Annotated in this window: 18 protein-coding genes and 1 pseudogene; all 19 read left to right on the top strand. The window is 40.0% G+C overall.

The features are described from left to right. Positions 1-58: 58 nt before the first annotated feature. The 19 genes and pseudogenes from rplR to QZR90_RS08665 all read left to right on the top strand — a co-directional run bounded on the left by rplR (position 59) and on the right by QZR90_RS08665 (position 13,808). Positions 59-421, top strand: coding sequence for a 50S ribosomal protein L18 (gene rplR, locus QZR90_RS08755; RefSeq protein ID WP_295791034.1), 363 nt, complete (start codon positions 59-61; stop codon positions 419-421). 18 nt (positions 422-439) lie between these two features. Next, entirely contained in the window at positions 440-940 is a 501-nt protein-coding gene (rpsE, locus tag QZR90_RS08750; RefSeq protein ID WP_295791032.1) for a 30S ribosomal protein S5, read from the top strand. An 18-nt stretch (positions 941-958) separates the two neighbouring features. Further along, positions 959-1,138, top strand: coding sequence for a 50S ribosomal protein L30 (gene rpmD / locus QZR90_RS08745; RefSeq protein ID WP_295198008.1), 180 nt, complete (start codon positions 959-961; stop codon positions 1,136-1,138). 22 nt (positions 1,139-1,160) lie between these two features. Continuing rightward, the gene (gene rplO, locus QZR90_RS08740; protein ID WP_295791030.1) at positions 1,161-1,604 is read left to right on the top strand and encodes a 50S ribosomal protein L15; all 444 of its coding nucleotides are present in this window, start codon (positions 1,161-1,163) and stop codon (positions 1,602-1,604) included. A gap of 1 nt (position 1,605) precedes the next feature. Then, a complete protein-coding gene (gene secY / locus QZR90_RS08735) occupies positions 1,606-2,868 on the top strand; it encodes a preprotein translocase subunit SecY (protein WP_295791026.1) in 1,263 nt (420 codons plus the stop codon). Positions 2,869-2,881: 13 nt separating this feature from the next. Then, on the top strand, positions 2,882-3,445 hold the full coding sequence (locus tag QZR90_RS08730) for an adenylate kinase (protein ID WP_295791023.1): 564 nt from the start codon (positions 2,882-2,884) through the stop codon (positions 3,443-3,445). Between the two features lie 3 nt (positions 3,446-3,448). Next, positions 3,449-4,219 (top strand): type I methionyl aminopeptidase, encoded by a 771-nt coding sequence (gene map / locus QZR90_RS08725; RefSeq protein WP_295791020.1) that lies wholly within the window; start codon positions 3,449-3,451, stop codon positions 4,217-4,219. Positions 4,220-4,241: 22 nt separating this feature from the next. Beyond that, a complete protein-coding gene (gene infA, locus QZR90_RS08720) occupies positions 4,242-4,460 on the top strand; it encodes a translation initiation factor IF-1 (protein ID WP_005377071.1) in 219 nt (72 codons plus the stop codon). A gap of 26 nt (positions 4,461-4,486) precedes the next feature. After that, entirely contained in the window at positions 4,487-4,600 is a 114-nt protein-coding gene (gene rpmJ / locus QZR90_RS08715) for a 50S ribosomal protein L36 (RefSeq protein WP_007391661.1), read from the top strand. A 22-nt stretch (positions 4,601-4,622) separates the two neighbouring features. Then, positions 4,623-4,991: a 30S ribosomal protein S13 gene (rpsM, locus tag QZR90_RS08710; RefSeq protein ID WP_295197992.1), complete on the top strand. Its 369-nt coding sequence runs from the start codon at positions 4,623-4,625 to the stop codon at positions 4,989-4,991. 17 nt (positions 4,992-5,008) lie between these two features. Next, positions 5,009-5,398 carry a 30S ribosomal protein S11 gene (gene rpsK / locus QZR90_RS08705; protein ID WP_295197990.1) on the top strand — a complete coding sequence of 130 codons (390 nt, stop codon included), beginning with the start codon at positions 5,009-5,011 and terminating at the stop codon, positions 5,396-5,398. A gap of 79 nt (positions 5,399-5,477) precedes the next feature. Continuing rightward, a complete protein-coding gene (locus tag QZR90_RS08700) occupies positions 5,478-6,473 on the top strand; it encodes a DNA-directed RNA polymerase subunit alpha (protein ID WP_295791014.1) in 996 nt (331 codons plus the stop codon). 12 nt (positions 6,474-6,485) lie between these two features. After that, a complete protein-coding gene (gene rplQ, locus QZR90_RS08695) occupies positions 6,486-6,821 on the top strand; it encodes a 50S ribosomal protein L17 (RefSeq protein ID WP_295791012.1) in 336 nt (111 codons plus the stop codon). Between the two features lie 498 nt (positions 6,822-7,319). Next, positions 7,320-8,204: an energy-coupling factor transporter ATPase gene (locus QZR90_RS08690; RefSeq protein WP_295791009.1), complete on the top strand. Its 885-nt coding sequence runs from the start codon at positions 7,320-7,322 to the stop codon at positions 8,202-8,204. Further along, positions 8,195-9,070 (top strand): energy-coupling factor transporter ATPase, encoded by an 876-nt coding sequence (locus QZR90_RS08685; protein ID WP_295791006.1) that lies wholly within the window; start codon positions 8,195-8,197, stop codon positions 9,068-9,070. The genes QZR90_RS08690 and QZR90_RS08685 overlap by 10 nt, the downstream gene beginning before the upstream one ends. Further along, positions 9,064-9,879 carry an energy-coupling factor transporter transmembrane protein EcfT gene (locus QZR90_RS08680; protein WP_295791003.1) on the top strand — a complete coding sequence of 272 codons (816 nt, stop codon included), beginning with the start codon at positions 9,064-9,066 and terminating at the stop codon, positions 9,877-9,879. The genes QZR90_RS08685 and QZR90_RS08680 overlap by 7 nt, the downstream gene beginning before the upstream one ends. Positions 9,880-10,087: 208 nt before the next feature. Next, a pseudogene (gene truA, locus QZR90_RS08675) lies at positions 10,088-10,881 on the top strand (tRNA pseudouridine(38-40) synthase TruA). Between the two features lie 295 nt (positions 10,882-11,176). After that, a complete protein-coding gene (locus QZR90_RS08670) occupies positions 11,177-12,928 on the top strand; it encodes a 2-oxoacid:acceptor oxidoreductase subunit alpha (protein WP_307984891.1) in 1,752 nt (583 codons plus the stop codon). 1 nt (position 12,929) lies between these two features. Next, a complete protein-coding gene (locus tag QZR90_RS08665) occupies positions 12,930-13,808 on the top strand; it encodes a 2-oxoacid:ferredoxin oxidoreductase subunit beta (protein ID WP_295790998.1) in 879 nt (292 codons plus the stop codon). Positions 13,809-13,891: the final 83 nt, after the last annotated feature.

Genomic DNA, 13,891 nt, shown 5'->3' with positions numbered 1-13,891 from the left:
GGTAAAGCTGGCGCTAAAGGTAAATAATATCAGTAGATCATAGAAAGGAGTGAACATCTTGGCTCGTAAATCCAATAGAAATATTGCTCGTGCAAAACGTCATCTTCGCATTCGTCGCCACATCTCTGGTACGGCACAATGTCCTCGTTTGAACGTTTTCCGTAGCTTAAGCAATATTTACGCTCAAGTTATTGATGATGTAGCTGGTACAACTTTAGTTGCTGCTAGCTCTTTAGATAAAGAATTAAACTTAAACTATGGTGGTAACAAAGAAGCTGCTAAAGCAGTAGGCGAACTTGTTGCAAAACGTGCTCTTGCTAAAGGCATTGAAACTGTAGTATTTGACCGCGGTGGTTATATCTACCATGGTCGCGTAGCTTCTCTTGCAGAAGGCGCTCGTGAAGCAGGCTTGAAATTCTAAGAAGGAGGAACTTTAGACATGGCGAGAATTGACTACACCAGTCTTGATCTTAAAGAAAGAGTAGTATTCATCAACCGCGTAGCCAAAGTAGTAAAAGGCGGTCGTCGTTTTTCCTTCAGCGCACTCGTAGTTGTTGGTGATGGCAACGGTTATGTAGGCGTTGGTTTAGGTAAAGCGGCTGAAGTGCCAGAAGCTATTCGCAAAGGCATTGATGATGCTAAGAAAAACTTAATTCATGTTGTTATTAAAAATGGTACAATCCCACACACTGTAACAGGTCGTTTCGGTGCTGGCAGCGTATTCTTGAAACCAGCTGCTGAAGGTACTGGGGTTATCGCAGGTGGTCCTGTGCGTGCCGTATTAGAACTAGTTGGCGTTCGTAACATCCTTACGAAATCCCTTGGTTCTTCCAACCCTAACAACATGGTTCGCGCAACATTAGAAGGTTTATCTCAGCTAAAACGCGCTGAAGACGTTGCAGCTCTTCGCGGTAAATCTGTAGCTGAAATTTATGGTTAATAAGGGGGATTGACAGTAATGGCACAAGTAAAAATTACATTGTCCAGAAGCTTAATCGGTCGCCCTGAAGATCAGCGTGCAACTGTAAAAGCTTTAGGCTTGAAAAAAACTAACTCTCAAGTAGTTAAAGAAGTGACACCTCAAATCAAAGGTATGCTTCACAAAGTTAGACATTTAGTTACTGTAGAAGAATTATAATAAAGATAAGGAGGTGCACTGAATGAAACTTCATGAATTAGCTCCAGCAGCAGGTTCTAAAAAGGCTCGCACTCGTCGTGGTCGTGGTTTAGGCTCTGGCCTTGGCAAGACTTCTGGTCGCGGTCAAAAAGGTCAAAATTCCCGTAGCGGCGGCGGTGTTCGCACAGGTTTCGAAGGGGGCCAAATGCCTCTTTATCGTCGTTTACCAAAACGCGGTTTCAACAACTCTGTATTCGCTAAAGAATATGCGGAAGTTAACATTTCTCAATTAAATCGTTTTGAAGATGGTGCAACCGTAGATCCAGTATCCTTAATTGAAGCTGGCATTTTGAAAAACGTTCGTGACGGTATCCGCATTCTTGGCAATGGTACATTAGAAAAGAAACTAACAGTTATCGCTAATGGTTTTACTAAAACTGCAGAAGAAAAAATTGTAGCGGCAGGCGGAAAAGTAGAGGTGATCTAGGGTGCTAGAAGGCCTCTCGAACATCTTTAAAATAACAGAGCTCCGTAATAAAGTAGCCTATACGCTTCTCATGTTTATTGTGTTTAGGGCAGGCGTTCATATTCCGGTGCCTGGCGTAGATGCCTCTGTTATCGAAAGCTTATTTACAGCTGGCGGCTTATTTGGTCTTCTTGACCTTTTTGCCGGCGGTGCATTAAGTAAGTTCTCTATCTTTGCAATGAGTATTACACCTTACATCAATGCGTCGATTATTATGCAGCTTTTAACAGCTGTGATTCCGACCCTTGAAGCTTGGAGTAAAGAAGGCGAAGATGGACGTAAAAAAATCGCTAAAGTAACTCGATATGGTACAGTAGTGTTAGGCTTTGTCCAAGCATTTGGTATGGCTTATGCTCTACGTGCTAATAATGCATTAATCGACAACAGTATGTTGTCCGTTATCGTAATCTCCATCATCTTAACAGCAGGTACATGCCTACTTATGTGGATTGGTGAGCAGATTACTGCCTATGGTATAGGCAATGGTATTTCCCTTATTATCTTCGCTGGTATCGTAGCTCGTTTCCCATCTGGATTCAGCACAATTTACCAATATCTTGAAGTAGGAACTATCAATATTTTCCAAGCAATTTTATTTGCTCTTATTGCAATTGCAATGGTTGTATTTGTAATTGCTGTAACACAAGGTCAACGTCGTATTCCGATTCAATATGCTAAGCGCGTAGTTGGTCGAAAAATGTATGGTGGCCACTCTACCTTCCTTCCTCTTAAGGTCAACCAGGCAGGTGTGATTCCAATTATCTTTGCGTCATCCGTTTTGATGTTTCCTGTGACATTAGCTCAGTTTGTGCAGGTTGACTGGGTGAGAACACTGGCTAACTATTTTACATGGGGAACGCCATTGCAGACTGTTTTATACGCTGTATTGATTTTCATATTTACTTACTTCTATACAGCTATCTCAATAAACATTACGGATATGGCAGATAATATGAAAAAATACGGTGGATTTATCCCAGGCATTCGCCCAGGTAAACCTACTGCAGACTACGTAGATCGAGTAATGACTCGTATTACATTTGCTGGTGCTTTGTTCTTAGCATTAGTAGCTATCCTTCCAAACTTCATTGGTGGGATTACCGGTATCGAAGGCGTATACTTCGGTGGTACAGCCCTTCTTATCGTTGTAGGGGTTGCGTTGGATACAATGCAGCAGGTTGAGTCATTAGTAATAACTAGACATTATAAAGGTTTTGTTAAATAGGAGGAAATTTGCTATGTATATTTTGTTAATGGGACCTCCAGGTGCTGGTAAAGGCACACAGGCTGTTCGTTTAATTGATAAATATGGTATTCCTCAGATTTCAACCGGTGATATGTTCCGAGCAGCAGTGAAGGAATGTACCCCTCTTGGTCTTGAGGCTAAGAAATACATGGATGCTGGTCAACTAGTTCCCGATAGCGTAACGGTGGGAATCGTTCGTGAACGTCTTTCCAAAGACGATTGCAAAAAAGGTTTTATCCTTGATGGCTTCCCTCGTACTACAGCTCAGGCAGTATCTTTAGATGCTATTTTAAAAGAATTGGGAATTGTTCTAGATGCTGTTGTAAACTTAAATGTTCCATCTGAAGAACTTGTTAAACGCATCAGTGAACGTGCACGTCTTGAGAATCGTGACGATGATAAACCGGAAACAGTACAGAAACGTCTTGCTGTATACGAAGAATCTACAAAACCTTTAATTGACTACTATCGTAATAGTGGTTTATATGTAGAAATCAACGGATTACAGGATGTGGATGCAGTATTTACAGATATCATTAAAGCGTTGGAGAAATAATCCATGATTATTCTTAAATCGCCCAATGAAATCGAGTATATCCGTCAGGCATGTAAACTAACTGCTGATACCTTGACGCAGCTAATTGCAGTAGCGAAACCAGGTGTTTCGACCTTGGATTTAGATCAGTTTGCCGAAGAATATATTCGCAGCCATGGTGGTGAGCCAAGCTGTAAAGGTTACTATGGGTATCCTGCAACAATTTGTGCTTCTATTAATGATGAAGTAGTACATGGCATTCCAAGTGCAAAGCGGAAATTAAAACATGGCGATATTATTAGTATCGACCTTGTTTCTTCCGTTAATGGATACCATGGTGACTCCTGTGTAACGATTCCTATCGGAAAAGTTAAGCCACAGGTACATAAACTTCTAAAAGTAACAGAAGAAGCTTTGTTCAAAGGAATTGAACAAGCTGTTGTCGGGAACAGAGTGGGAGATATTTCTCATGCTGTTCAGACGTACTGTGAAAAATTTGGATTTGGTGTTGTGCGTGATTTCGTAGGTCATGGCCTTGGTCGTGAAATGCATGAAGATCCACAAATACCAAATTATGGTCCGGCTGGGCATGGCCCACTATTAAAGCCGGGAATGGTACTTTGTATTGAACCTATGATTACTATGGGAACATATGAAGTCGAAGTTCTGGATGATGATTGGACGGCGGTTACTCTTGATGGTAAGCCGGCAGCTCATTTTGAACATACAGTGGTCGTAACAGAAAATGGCCCTGAAATTTTGACCATGCGTGATGAGCCCAGGTTGATTAAATAACCAAGTAACCGGAGGAAATGATATGTCAAAAGAAGACGTTATTGAAGTGGAAGGTACGGTCGTAGAGGCATTACCAAACGCTATGTTCCAAGTTGAATTGGAAAATGGCCATGTGGTACTTGCCCATGTGTCAGGTAAAATGCGTATGAATTTTATTCGTATCCTTCCCGGTGATAAAGTTACTATGGAACTGACACCATATGACTTAAATCGTGGTCGCATTACCTACCGCTTTAAATAAGTGGTTGCGACTCAAAGGAGGTACTTATGAAGGTTAAACCATCAGTTAAAAAGATATGCGAAAAATGCAAAATCATTAAACGTAAAGGTCGTGTAATGGTAATTTGCGAAAACCCAAAACATAAACAAAAACAAGGTTAATTGATAGGAGGTGGCTGAATAGATGGCACGTATAGCCGGTGTAGATTTACCACGTGACAAACGTGTGGAAATTGGTTTGACTTATATTTATGGTATCGGACTTACTTTGTCCAAAGAGATTTTGGCAAAAACTGGTATTAATCCTGATACTCGTGTTCGTGACCTTACAGAAGATGAAGTTGCGAAAATCCGTGCTCTTCTTGATGATGAGTACAAGGTTGAAGGCGATCTTCGTCGTGAAGAAGCTCTTAACATTAAGCGCTTAATTGAAATCAACTCCTATCGCGGAAAACGTCATCGTGCAGGATTGCCTTTGCGCGGTCAACGCACTAAGACGAATGCCCGTACTCGTAAAGGTCCTAGAAAAGCAATCGCTGGGAAAAAGAAATAATAAAGGAGGGATAAAGCGTGGCTAAAAAGGTAGTATCTAGAAAAAGAAAAGAAAAGAAACACGTTGAATCTGGTGCGGCTCATATTCGCTCCACTTTCAATAACACTATCGTAACAATTACCGATACAAATGGTAATGCTCTTTCTTGGGCATCTGCTGGTGGCTTAGGCTTCCGCGGTTCTCGTAAGAGTACTCCATTCGCAGCACAAATGGCAGCAGAACAAGCTGCAAAAGCTGCTATGGAACATGGCTTGCGTCAGGTAGAAGTTTTCGTTAAAGGTCCAGGATCTGGTCGTGAAGCTGCTATCCGTGCATTGCAAGCAGCAGGTCTTGAAGTTAACAGCATCAAAGACGTTACTCCAATTCCTCATAACGGTTGCCGTCCTCCAAAACGCCGTCGCGTATAATTTATAGTTTATGCGACCGCTAGGCGGTGGCTATGATATACTATAGATGCAAGGCGTGTTTAAGAGGAGGATAGTCCTGATGAGCGAAGAAAAGAAATTAAAAATCGAGAAAGTTGAAGTACGCGATGACGGTCGTTATGGCAAATTCGTATGTGAGCCATTAGATCGTGGCTATGGGATCACTCTCGGTAATAGCTTGCGTCGAATTCTGCTTTCGTCTTTAGATGGGGCGGCCATTACTTCTATCAAGATTGATGGAGTACTTCATGAATTTTCTACTATTCCTGGTATTCGTGAGGATGTTACAGATATTATTCTTAACCTCAAACAATTATGCCTACGCGTTGACAGCGAGGCACAGTTGCCATTGGATATTCGTGTAGATATTCAGAAGGAAGGCGTTTTAACAGCTGGTGAATTCGGAAGAAACTTCCCACCAGACGTAGAAATTTTAAATCCTGACCTCGTAATTGCTACAATGGATGAGGTAGCTCATCTTGTAATGGATGTGCGCATTGAACGTGGTAAAGGATATGTGCCGTCCACGAAGAATAAGAAAGAAGATGATGTAATTGGTCGTATTCCAATTGACTCAATTTTCTCTCCAATTCTTCGAGCAAAATATGAAGTAAGTGATGTGCGTGTAGGCAATGAAATGGACTTTGATAAATTAACTCTTGAAGTTGTTACCAATGGTTCCATTACAGCAGCTGAAGCAGTAGCACGATCTGCCAACATTATGATCGGCTACCTTAAGAACTTCACAAAATTAGCACATGCAGCTGAAGAATTTATCCCTGTAGAAGAAGATATTACAGAAGATAATGCCGGCGACATGAATGGTGGTCCAGAAGATGGTCCAGCTAAGATTCCAATCGATGATTTGGAATTATCTGTTCGTGCGTACAACTGCTTAAAACGTGCTGGTATAAACACAATTGCGGATCTCCTAGACAAAACTGTGGAAGATTTAGGTAAGGTTCGTAACTTAGGTAAAAAATCCATTGAAGAGATTGAAGAAAAACTTCAAAATCATCCTTCAGGTAATTTTACTCTAAAGAAAAAAGGCGAATAAGGAGGATGACTAATGTATAGAAAATTAGGCCGTGACAGCTCTGCTCGCAAAGCGTTATTCCGCGGTATATTAACATCTTTCTTCCAATATGATCGTATTGAAACAACTGAAGCGAAAGCTAAAGAATTACGTGGTTTAGCAGATCAAATGATCACTCTTGCTAAACGTGGTGATCTTCATGCTCGTCGTCAAGTTCTTTCCTACCTTATGGATGAAGATGTAGTTAAAAAATTGTTCGATGAAATTGCTCCAAAATATGCTGATCGTCAGGGCGGTTACACTCGTGTAATTAAAACTGGCCTTCGCAAAGGTGATGCAGCTCCATTAGCACTTATCGAGCTAGTATAATAACATGGAAGACGGTGTTGCAACAATCGTTAGCAACACCGCTTTTTGTTATTATGGAATAGTTTATAAAAATATATATAATTGGGAACCTAAAGCAGATTGACAACCGTAAAGAAATATTAGGTTGACGAATTATGTATATTTTTATATTATCATAGAGACTGTATAGTGAAGATAAAACTGCCATATTCTGTTCTTCCCTGAACTAGATGAATTTATACTATATGACTTAATAGATATAAGTTGCGACTTGCAAGCTAAGAGTTGTAGGTTGATATATATGTTAGGGCTTATAATTCAAGACTGCAAGCTAAGCTATAGGTTGATATATATGTTAGGCCTATAACTCAAGACATATAACTGACTTATAACTTAAGCTGTGTAAGTTTATGTAAGCTTTTACATAAGTCAGTGTGCTTAATCTAGTATAGGGCTACGATGGGAACAGATCGGAGTCTATACTTGTGCTGTATTACTATGTATTTAAAAGAGGATATTATGAACACTCAAGAAATTAAGATGAAAAGGGATGAATCTAATGTAGCTCCTGGAGACATTATGATTCAAACCGACCACATGAGCCATACCTATACGGATGAGACCGGAAATGTGGTAAAAGCTCTTGATGATGTGAGCATTACCATTCGCAAAGGTGAATTTGTCAGCATTATTGGTACTAATGGGAGCGGCAAAAGCACTTTAGCTAAACATTTTAATGTATTATTAACACCTACTGATGGGGATGTTATAGTTTTAGGGCTAAATACTAAGGATGAACATAATTTATGGAATATCCGCCAACATGTAGGCATGGTATTTCAAAATCCAGATAATCAAATTGTGGCAGCCATCGTGGAAGAAGATGTAGCTTTTGGACCAGAAAATTTAGGTGTAGAGCCGAAAGAAATTAGACGCCGCGTGGATGAAGCGTTGGCTAGTGTTAATATGACTGAATACGCACTTCATTCACCGGGTTTATTATCTGGCGGGCAGAAACAACGTATTGCCATTGCTGGTGTATTGGCCATGAAGCCGGCCTGTATCGTCTTAGATGAACCAACGGCGATGCTCGACCCTACTGGGCGACGAGAAGTGCTAGAGACTGTTCACCGCCTTAATAAGGAAGAAGGCATTACCATTGTATATATTACTCATTTTATGGAAGAAGCTGTCACATCTGATCGAGTGATTGTGATGAAAAATGGCAAATTAATTGAGCAAGGTACGCCAGAAACAGTATTCTCACAAGTCAAAATGTTAAAGGACTTAGGCCTTGATGTTCCAGTAGCGGCAGAAGTAGCTGAAAAATTAGTAGAGAAGGGCCTTTCTTTACGTACAGGTATTATTACTGAAAAAGAGTTGGGGGATCAATTATGCCGATAATATTAAATAATGTAACCCATATCTATGGTGAGCATACGCCATATCGTAAAGAAGCTTTAAAATCGATTAATTTAACAATTAATGAAGGTGATTTTGTAGGGATTATCGGCCACACGGGATCTGGAAAATCCACCTTAGTACAACATTTAAATGGTCTATTACATCCTACTTCAGGGATTGTAACAGTTAATGGTGTGGACCTTAGCGATAAAACAGAAGAAGCTAAACAAATGCGCCATAAAGTGGGCATGGTATTTCAGTATCCTGAGCATCAATTGTTTGAAGAGACCATAGCCCAAGATATTGCTTTTGGGCCGCGCAATTTAGGCTTATCAGAAGAAGAAATCGATCTTCGCGTGCGTGAAGCTATGGAATTCGTAGGTCTAGACTATGATACGTATGCTACGCGCTCCCCGTTTCAACTATCCGGTGGGCAAATGCGACGGGTTGCCATTGCTGGTGTGATTGCCTTGAATCCAGACTATTTAATCCTAGATGAACCATCTGCTGGTCTTGATCCTTTTGGACGTGATGAAATATTTAATCGCATTATAGATTTGCACCAGAAAAAGGGCGTTACTGTTATATTGGTATCTCATAATATGGAAGATATTTCTCGCATGGCCAATCGCTTAATTGTTATCGATGATGGGCAAATTAAACTCGATGGAGATCCGATTCAGATTTTCTCTAATAATCGACATATGCTACAAGAGACCGGCGTAGATGTACCGCCAGTAGTGAATTTGATGTATTATTTAAAAGAGCGAGGCCTTCCGGTAGATGTTGGGGTTAGCTCCATTGATGAGGCTGTAGCCGGCATTGAATGGGCTGTAAAAAACTCTAAGGGAGGTGCCTCATGCTAAAGAATATTACCATTGGGCAATTTTTCCCTGGCGATTCATTTTTGCATCGCATGGACCCACGAGCTAAAATAATGAGCACCATTATCTTTATGGTAGCTATCTTTTTAGCTAACTCAGTGCTGGCGTATGCTGTAGTAGCTGCCTTTACCTTATTGGCTTTTCGCATGTCACAGCTACCATGGCGCGTCATTTGGACCTCAATTAAACCCCTATGGGTGATCATTGTTTTTACGCTTTTAATTCATGTGTTTACTACACCTGGCAATGTAATTTGGCAATATAGCTTTCTGTCTATTTCTGATGAAGGCGTTCGTATGGGGAGCTTTATGGCAGCTCGCTTAGTATTCCTTATCATGTTCTCGTCGTTATTGACCTATACAACATCACCGATTCGCTTGACTGATGGTATTGAGTATTTGCTTAATCCTTTCCGTCGCATTGGCGTACCGGCTCATGAGTTGGCTATGATGATGACGATTGCCTTGCGCTTCATTCCTACTTTACTAGAGGAAACCGATCGCATTATGAAGGCGCAGGAAGCACGTGGTGCAGACTTTACTACGGGGAGCATTATCAAGCGGGCAAAGAATATGATTCCTCTATTAGTGCCTTTATTTATTAGTGCCTTTCGTCGAGCTGATGAATTGGCTATTGCCATGGAAGCACGTTGCTATCGAGGAGGAGAAAATAGAACACGAATGAAAGAATTGTCTATTACCTCTTATGATTACATAGGTTTAGGTGCTGTTATTATTGTCACAATAGTCTTATTAGGTTTGCGTTTAGAAGGTATTTTATATACTTGGTAAGCAAGCTGAGCAAGAACATATGCTTTTGTTTGTGATAGCTAATTGTGCTTAGATGGTATTTTATATACTTGGTAAACAAGTTGAGCAAAAATATGGACTTTTGTTATGATGCCTAATTGTGCTTAGAAGATATTTTATATTCTTGGATAGGCAATAAGCTAGTTGTTTCAGCTCTGAGATTTAGTAAAAAGGATAGTTAAATTATATGATGAAACGCAATATTCGATTGATTGTGGCCTATGATGGAACTACCCTTAGTGGGTATCAAAGGCAAGCCAATGGGCCCACTGTTCAAGCCTATTTAGAAGAGGCTCTGAGCAAGGTGTGCAATGAGCCTATACAGATATATGGCGCTTCACGAACTGATGCTGGGGTTCACGCCCGTTTTCAAGTGGTAACATTTTTGACTACGGGCCGGATTCCTGTAGAAAATTTATTACGCGCTTTAATTGCTCATTTACCACCTTATATAGTGGTAACTAGGGCGGAAGAAATACCTCTAGATTGGAAGCCCCGTTGGAATATAGTGGGGAAAGAATATGTATATATAATTCGCAATCATCCCGTAGAGGATCCTTTGCATATGCGCGCTATCATTGGCATGTTAAAAAGCCTTTATCCTTGGCGCTTATGAGGCTTGGGGCTAAAGAATTAGAAGGGACTCACGATTTTACAACTTTACAGGGAACAAATTCAACGCCAGCGAATCCAGTAAAAACAATTTATGCGATTACGCCAATTTTAGAGGAACACATGATTAAATTGCATGTAATTGGTGATGGCTTTTTATACCATATGGTACGAAATATAGCAGGCCTGTTAGTGGATGTAGGTTTAGGTAAAATTGCTCCCTCTCAAATTAGCAGCTTACTGGCTAAAAAAGATCGTCGTGTGATTGGAAAAACAGCTCCACCGCAAGGACTATTCTTAGAGGAAATATTTTTTGCTTCGCAAAGAATGGACGAAGTAATTCAAGAATGCCGTAAAAATATGGTGAAATAATATAATAAAATATCCTAATTAGGGTTAAAATAAGTGAATTTACATGCTGAAATTTTGCATATAAATTCACTTATTTTTATTGGCAAAATACCTACAAAATAGAGGGAATTATATACACTATAGAAATGAGAATACCTATATAATTTCCATATAGGTGATAATGAAAAATATGCATTTCAAATGAGCATATTAGATTGCTGATTTTGCATAAAGATGTTAGAATAAGATTAAGTTAAGAGATAGTATAGTTTTAAGAGCGTATTTATGTATTACAATCCTAAGGAGGGTGAATCTTTTGCAACAACGTAAAGATTTTATTTGGAAAATGGGTGGCCAACAAGGCGAAGGTATCGAAAGCTGCGGCGAAATTATGGCCACAATTTTAGCCAAAGAAGGCTATTCGTTGTATAGTCAACGACTTTTTGCTTCTCGTATTAAAGGGGGACATACAACATTTGCTTTGCGTATTGCCTTAGAGCCAATTATGACTGTAGGCGAAAGCATCGACTTTTTAGTGGCATTAGACCAAGAAACTGTTGATAAGCATGGTGAAGAAGTTCGCGAAGGCGGCTACATCATCTGCGATAGCAAAGTTGAACCTGATTTCTCGAAATACGAAGGCGCCCCAATTACTTGCTTAGCAGTACCAATTACAGAAGCAGCGATGAAACAAGGCTCTTTACTAATGCGTAATATTGTTGCATTAGGCATGTCTGTTGCTCTCTTGGGCTTTGACAAAACTCCTTTTAAAACTGCTATTGAATTGCGCTTTGCAAAAAAATCTCAAGATGTAATTGACAAAAACTTACAAGCTTTTGAAGATGGTTATGGATTTATCGCTAGTCATCGTGGCGACAATGAAATTGATACGCTTCCAGTGCCAGAAAAGAAAGATCAAATGTTCTTACTCGGCAATGAAGCAATCGCTCTTGGTGCTATTGCAGCAGGCTCTAAATTTATGGCGTCCTATCCTATTACGCCAGCATCTGAAGTTATGGAATACATGATTAAGAAGATGGATAAATTAGGCTCTACTATCGTTCAGACTGAAGATGAAATTGCTGCTTGTATGACTGCAATGGGTGGCGTATATGCAGGTGTTCGTGGTTTCACTTGTACATCCGGCCCTGGCTTAAGCCTTATGGCAGAGTCCTTGTCCATGGCGTCCATGGCAGAACTTCCAATGGTTGTTATTGATGTGCAACGTTCTGGCCCATCCACTGGTATGGCGACTAAAGTTGAAACTTCCGACATCAATGCAGCTTGCCACAATGCTCATGGCGACTATGCTAATATCGTAATTTCTCCAACTAGTATTGAAGAATGTTTCTATGAAATTCAACATGCTTTTAACTTAGCAGAAACGTTCCAATGTCCAGTTATTTTCATGCCAGACTTACAACAAGGCTTGAATAAACAATCTGTACCATCTTTTGATATGAACCGCGTGCCAATTACACGTGGCAAATTGATGAAGGAAGAAGATTTACCAGAATTAGAACGTCCTAATTACTTCAAACGCTTTGAACTAGTAGAAGATGGTATTTCTCCTCGTACAATTCCAGGTATGAAGAACGGTATGTTCTTATCCACTGGTCTAGAACATAATGAAGAAGGTAAACCAGCAGAATCTCCAGCTATGCACGTAAGTCAAACTGACAAACGTTTACGCAAGCTTGAAGGGGTTACTAAAGTATATGATCCATTCTTAAATAATGCTAAGCATGATGAATGTGATGTACTTGTAATTGGTATTGCATCTAGCCGCGGTGCTATTGAAGAAGCTACAGCACAATTAGAAGCAGAAGGCGTTAAAGTAAATCATTTACACTTACGCTTAATTAAACCATTCCCAACTAAGGAATTATTACCATTCTATGATAAGGCTAAAAAAGTTGTTATTTGCGAACAAAACGCAACAGCTCAATTAACAGACTTATTTAGAATTAATATGCCAGATAAGACTAAGCTCCATAGTTGCTTGAAATATGATGGGACACCATTTACAGCAACATATGTAAAAAAAGCAATTAAGGAGGTTTTATAATATGGCAACAGTAGCTGATTTTAGAAATGATATTCGCCCAAATTGGTGCCCTGGTTGTGGTCACTATGGGGTACAAGCAGCTATTACTGACGCAGTAGTAGCACTTGGTATTACACCTGATAATTTGGCAGTAATTTCCGGTATCGGTTGTTCTAGCCGTATAGGCGGTTACTTCTATGCATATGGTGCTCATACTACACATGGTCGTGCGCTTCCTTATGCTCAAGGGGTAAAACTTGCTAATCAAGATTTAAATGTTGTAGTTTGTGGTGGTGATGGTGATGCGTACGCTATCGGTATGGGTCATACTATTCACGCTTTCAAACGCAATGTGAATATTACTTATGTTGTAATGGACAACCATGTTTATGGTTTAACTAAAGGTCAAACGTCCCCACGCTCTGACGTTGGCTTTGTAACTAAAACATCTCCACATGGTTCTTTTGAATCTCCATTGCCAATCTGTGAAACTGCCATTGCCGCTGGTGCTACTTTCGTAGCTCAAGGGTATATGACAAATCGCGCTGAACTTGTGGAATTAATTAAGCAAGGTATGCAACATGAAGGGTTCTCCTTCATCAACGTATTTAGCCCATGCGTAACCTACAATAAGCGCAATGGATATGACTTCTTCAAAGAAAACTTAACTTCTTTGAGTAAAGTAGAAGGTTATGATGTTCATAATCGTGCAGAAGCTCTTAAAGTTCTTGGGGAATATGATGGTCTTGTAACAGGCTTAATTTATCAAGACACAGAAAAACCTAGCTTTGAACAAGCATTAGCAGCAGCTAATGGTGGCCCACATCCTCGTGCATTAATTCACGATGTAACTAAGCCATCACAAGAATTATTTGATCAACTTTGCGAAGAGTTTAAATAATTTTTAAGTTGCAAAATGAAACAGCATAGAGAACATATTCTATGGGGATGAGTCTTTTTGTAGTATATGTTTGATGCTGTAGT

The sequence above is a fragment of the uncultured Veillonella sp. genome (assembly GCF_900545795.1).
GTDB lineage: Bacteria > Bacillota > Negativicutes > Veillonellales > Veillonellaceae > Veillonella_A.
The sequence above is the reverse complement of the archived record's forward strand: the minus strand, read 5'-3'. Positions and strand labels throughout refer to the sequence as shown.

Excerpts from the sequence above, each read along its gene's own strand:
- rpsE (WP_295791032.1), top strand. The coding sequence starts at position 440 with ATGGCGAGAATTGACTACACCAGTCTTGATCTTAAAGAAAGAGTAGTA.
- rpmD (WP_295198008.1), top strand. The coding sequence starts at position 959 with ATGGCACAAGTAAAAATTACATTGTCCAGAAGCTTAATCGGTCGCCCT.
- rplO (WP_295791030.1), top strand. The coding sequence starts at position 1,161 with ATGAAACTTCATGAATTAGCTCCAGCAGCAGGTTCTAAAAAGGCTCGC.
- QZR90_RS08730 (WP_295791023.1), top strand. The coding sequence starts at position 2,882 with ATGTATATTTTGTTAATGGGACCTCCAGGTGCTGGTAAAGGCACACAG.
- map (WP_295791020.1), top strand. The coding sequence starts at position 3,449 with ATGATTATTCTTAAATCGCCCAATGAAATCGAGTATATCCGTCAGGCA.
- infA (WP_005377071.1), top strand. The coding sequence starts at position 4,242 with ATGTCAAAAGAAGACGTTATTGAAGTGGAAGGTACGGTCGTAGAGGCA.
- rpmJ (WP_007391661.1), top strand. The coding sequence starts at position 4,487 with ATGAAGGTTAAACCATCAGTTAAAAAGATATGCGAAAAATGCAAAATC.
- rpsM (WP_295197992.1), top strand. The coding sequence starts at position 4,623 with ATGGCACGTATAGCCGGTGTAGATTTACCACGTGACAAACGTGTGGAA.
- QZR90_RS08700 (WP_295791014.1), top strand. The coding sequence starts at position 5,478 with ATGAGCGAAGAAAAGAAATTAAAAATCGAGAAAGTTGAAGTACGCGAT.
- rplQ (WP_295791012.1), top strand. The coding sequence starts at position 6,486 with ATGTATAGAAAATTAGGCCGTGACAGCTCTGCTCGCAAAGCGTTATTC.
- QZR90_RS08690 (WP_295791009.1), top strand. The coding sequence starts at position 7,320 with ATGAACACTCAAGAAATTAAGATGAAAAGGGATGAATCTAATGTAGCT.
- QZR90_RS08685 (WP_295791006.1), top strand. The coding sequence starts at position 8,195 with ATGCCGATAATATTAAATAATGTAACCCATATCTATGGTGAGCATACG.
- QZR90_RS08680 (WP_295791003.1), top strand. The coding sequence starts at position 9,064 with ATGCTAAAGAATATTACCATTGGGCAATTTTTCCCTGGCGATTCATTT.
- QZR90_RS08665 (WP_295790998.1), top strand. The coding sequence starts at position 12,930 with ATGGCAACAGTAGCTGATTTTAGAAATGATATTCGCCCAAATTGGTGC.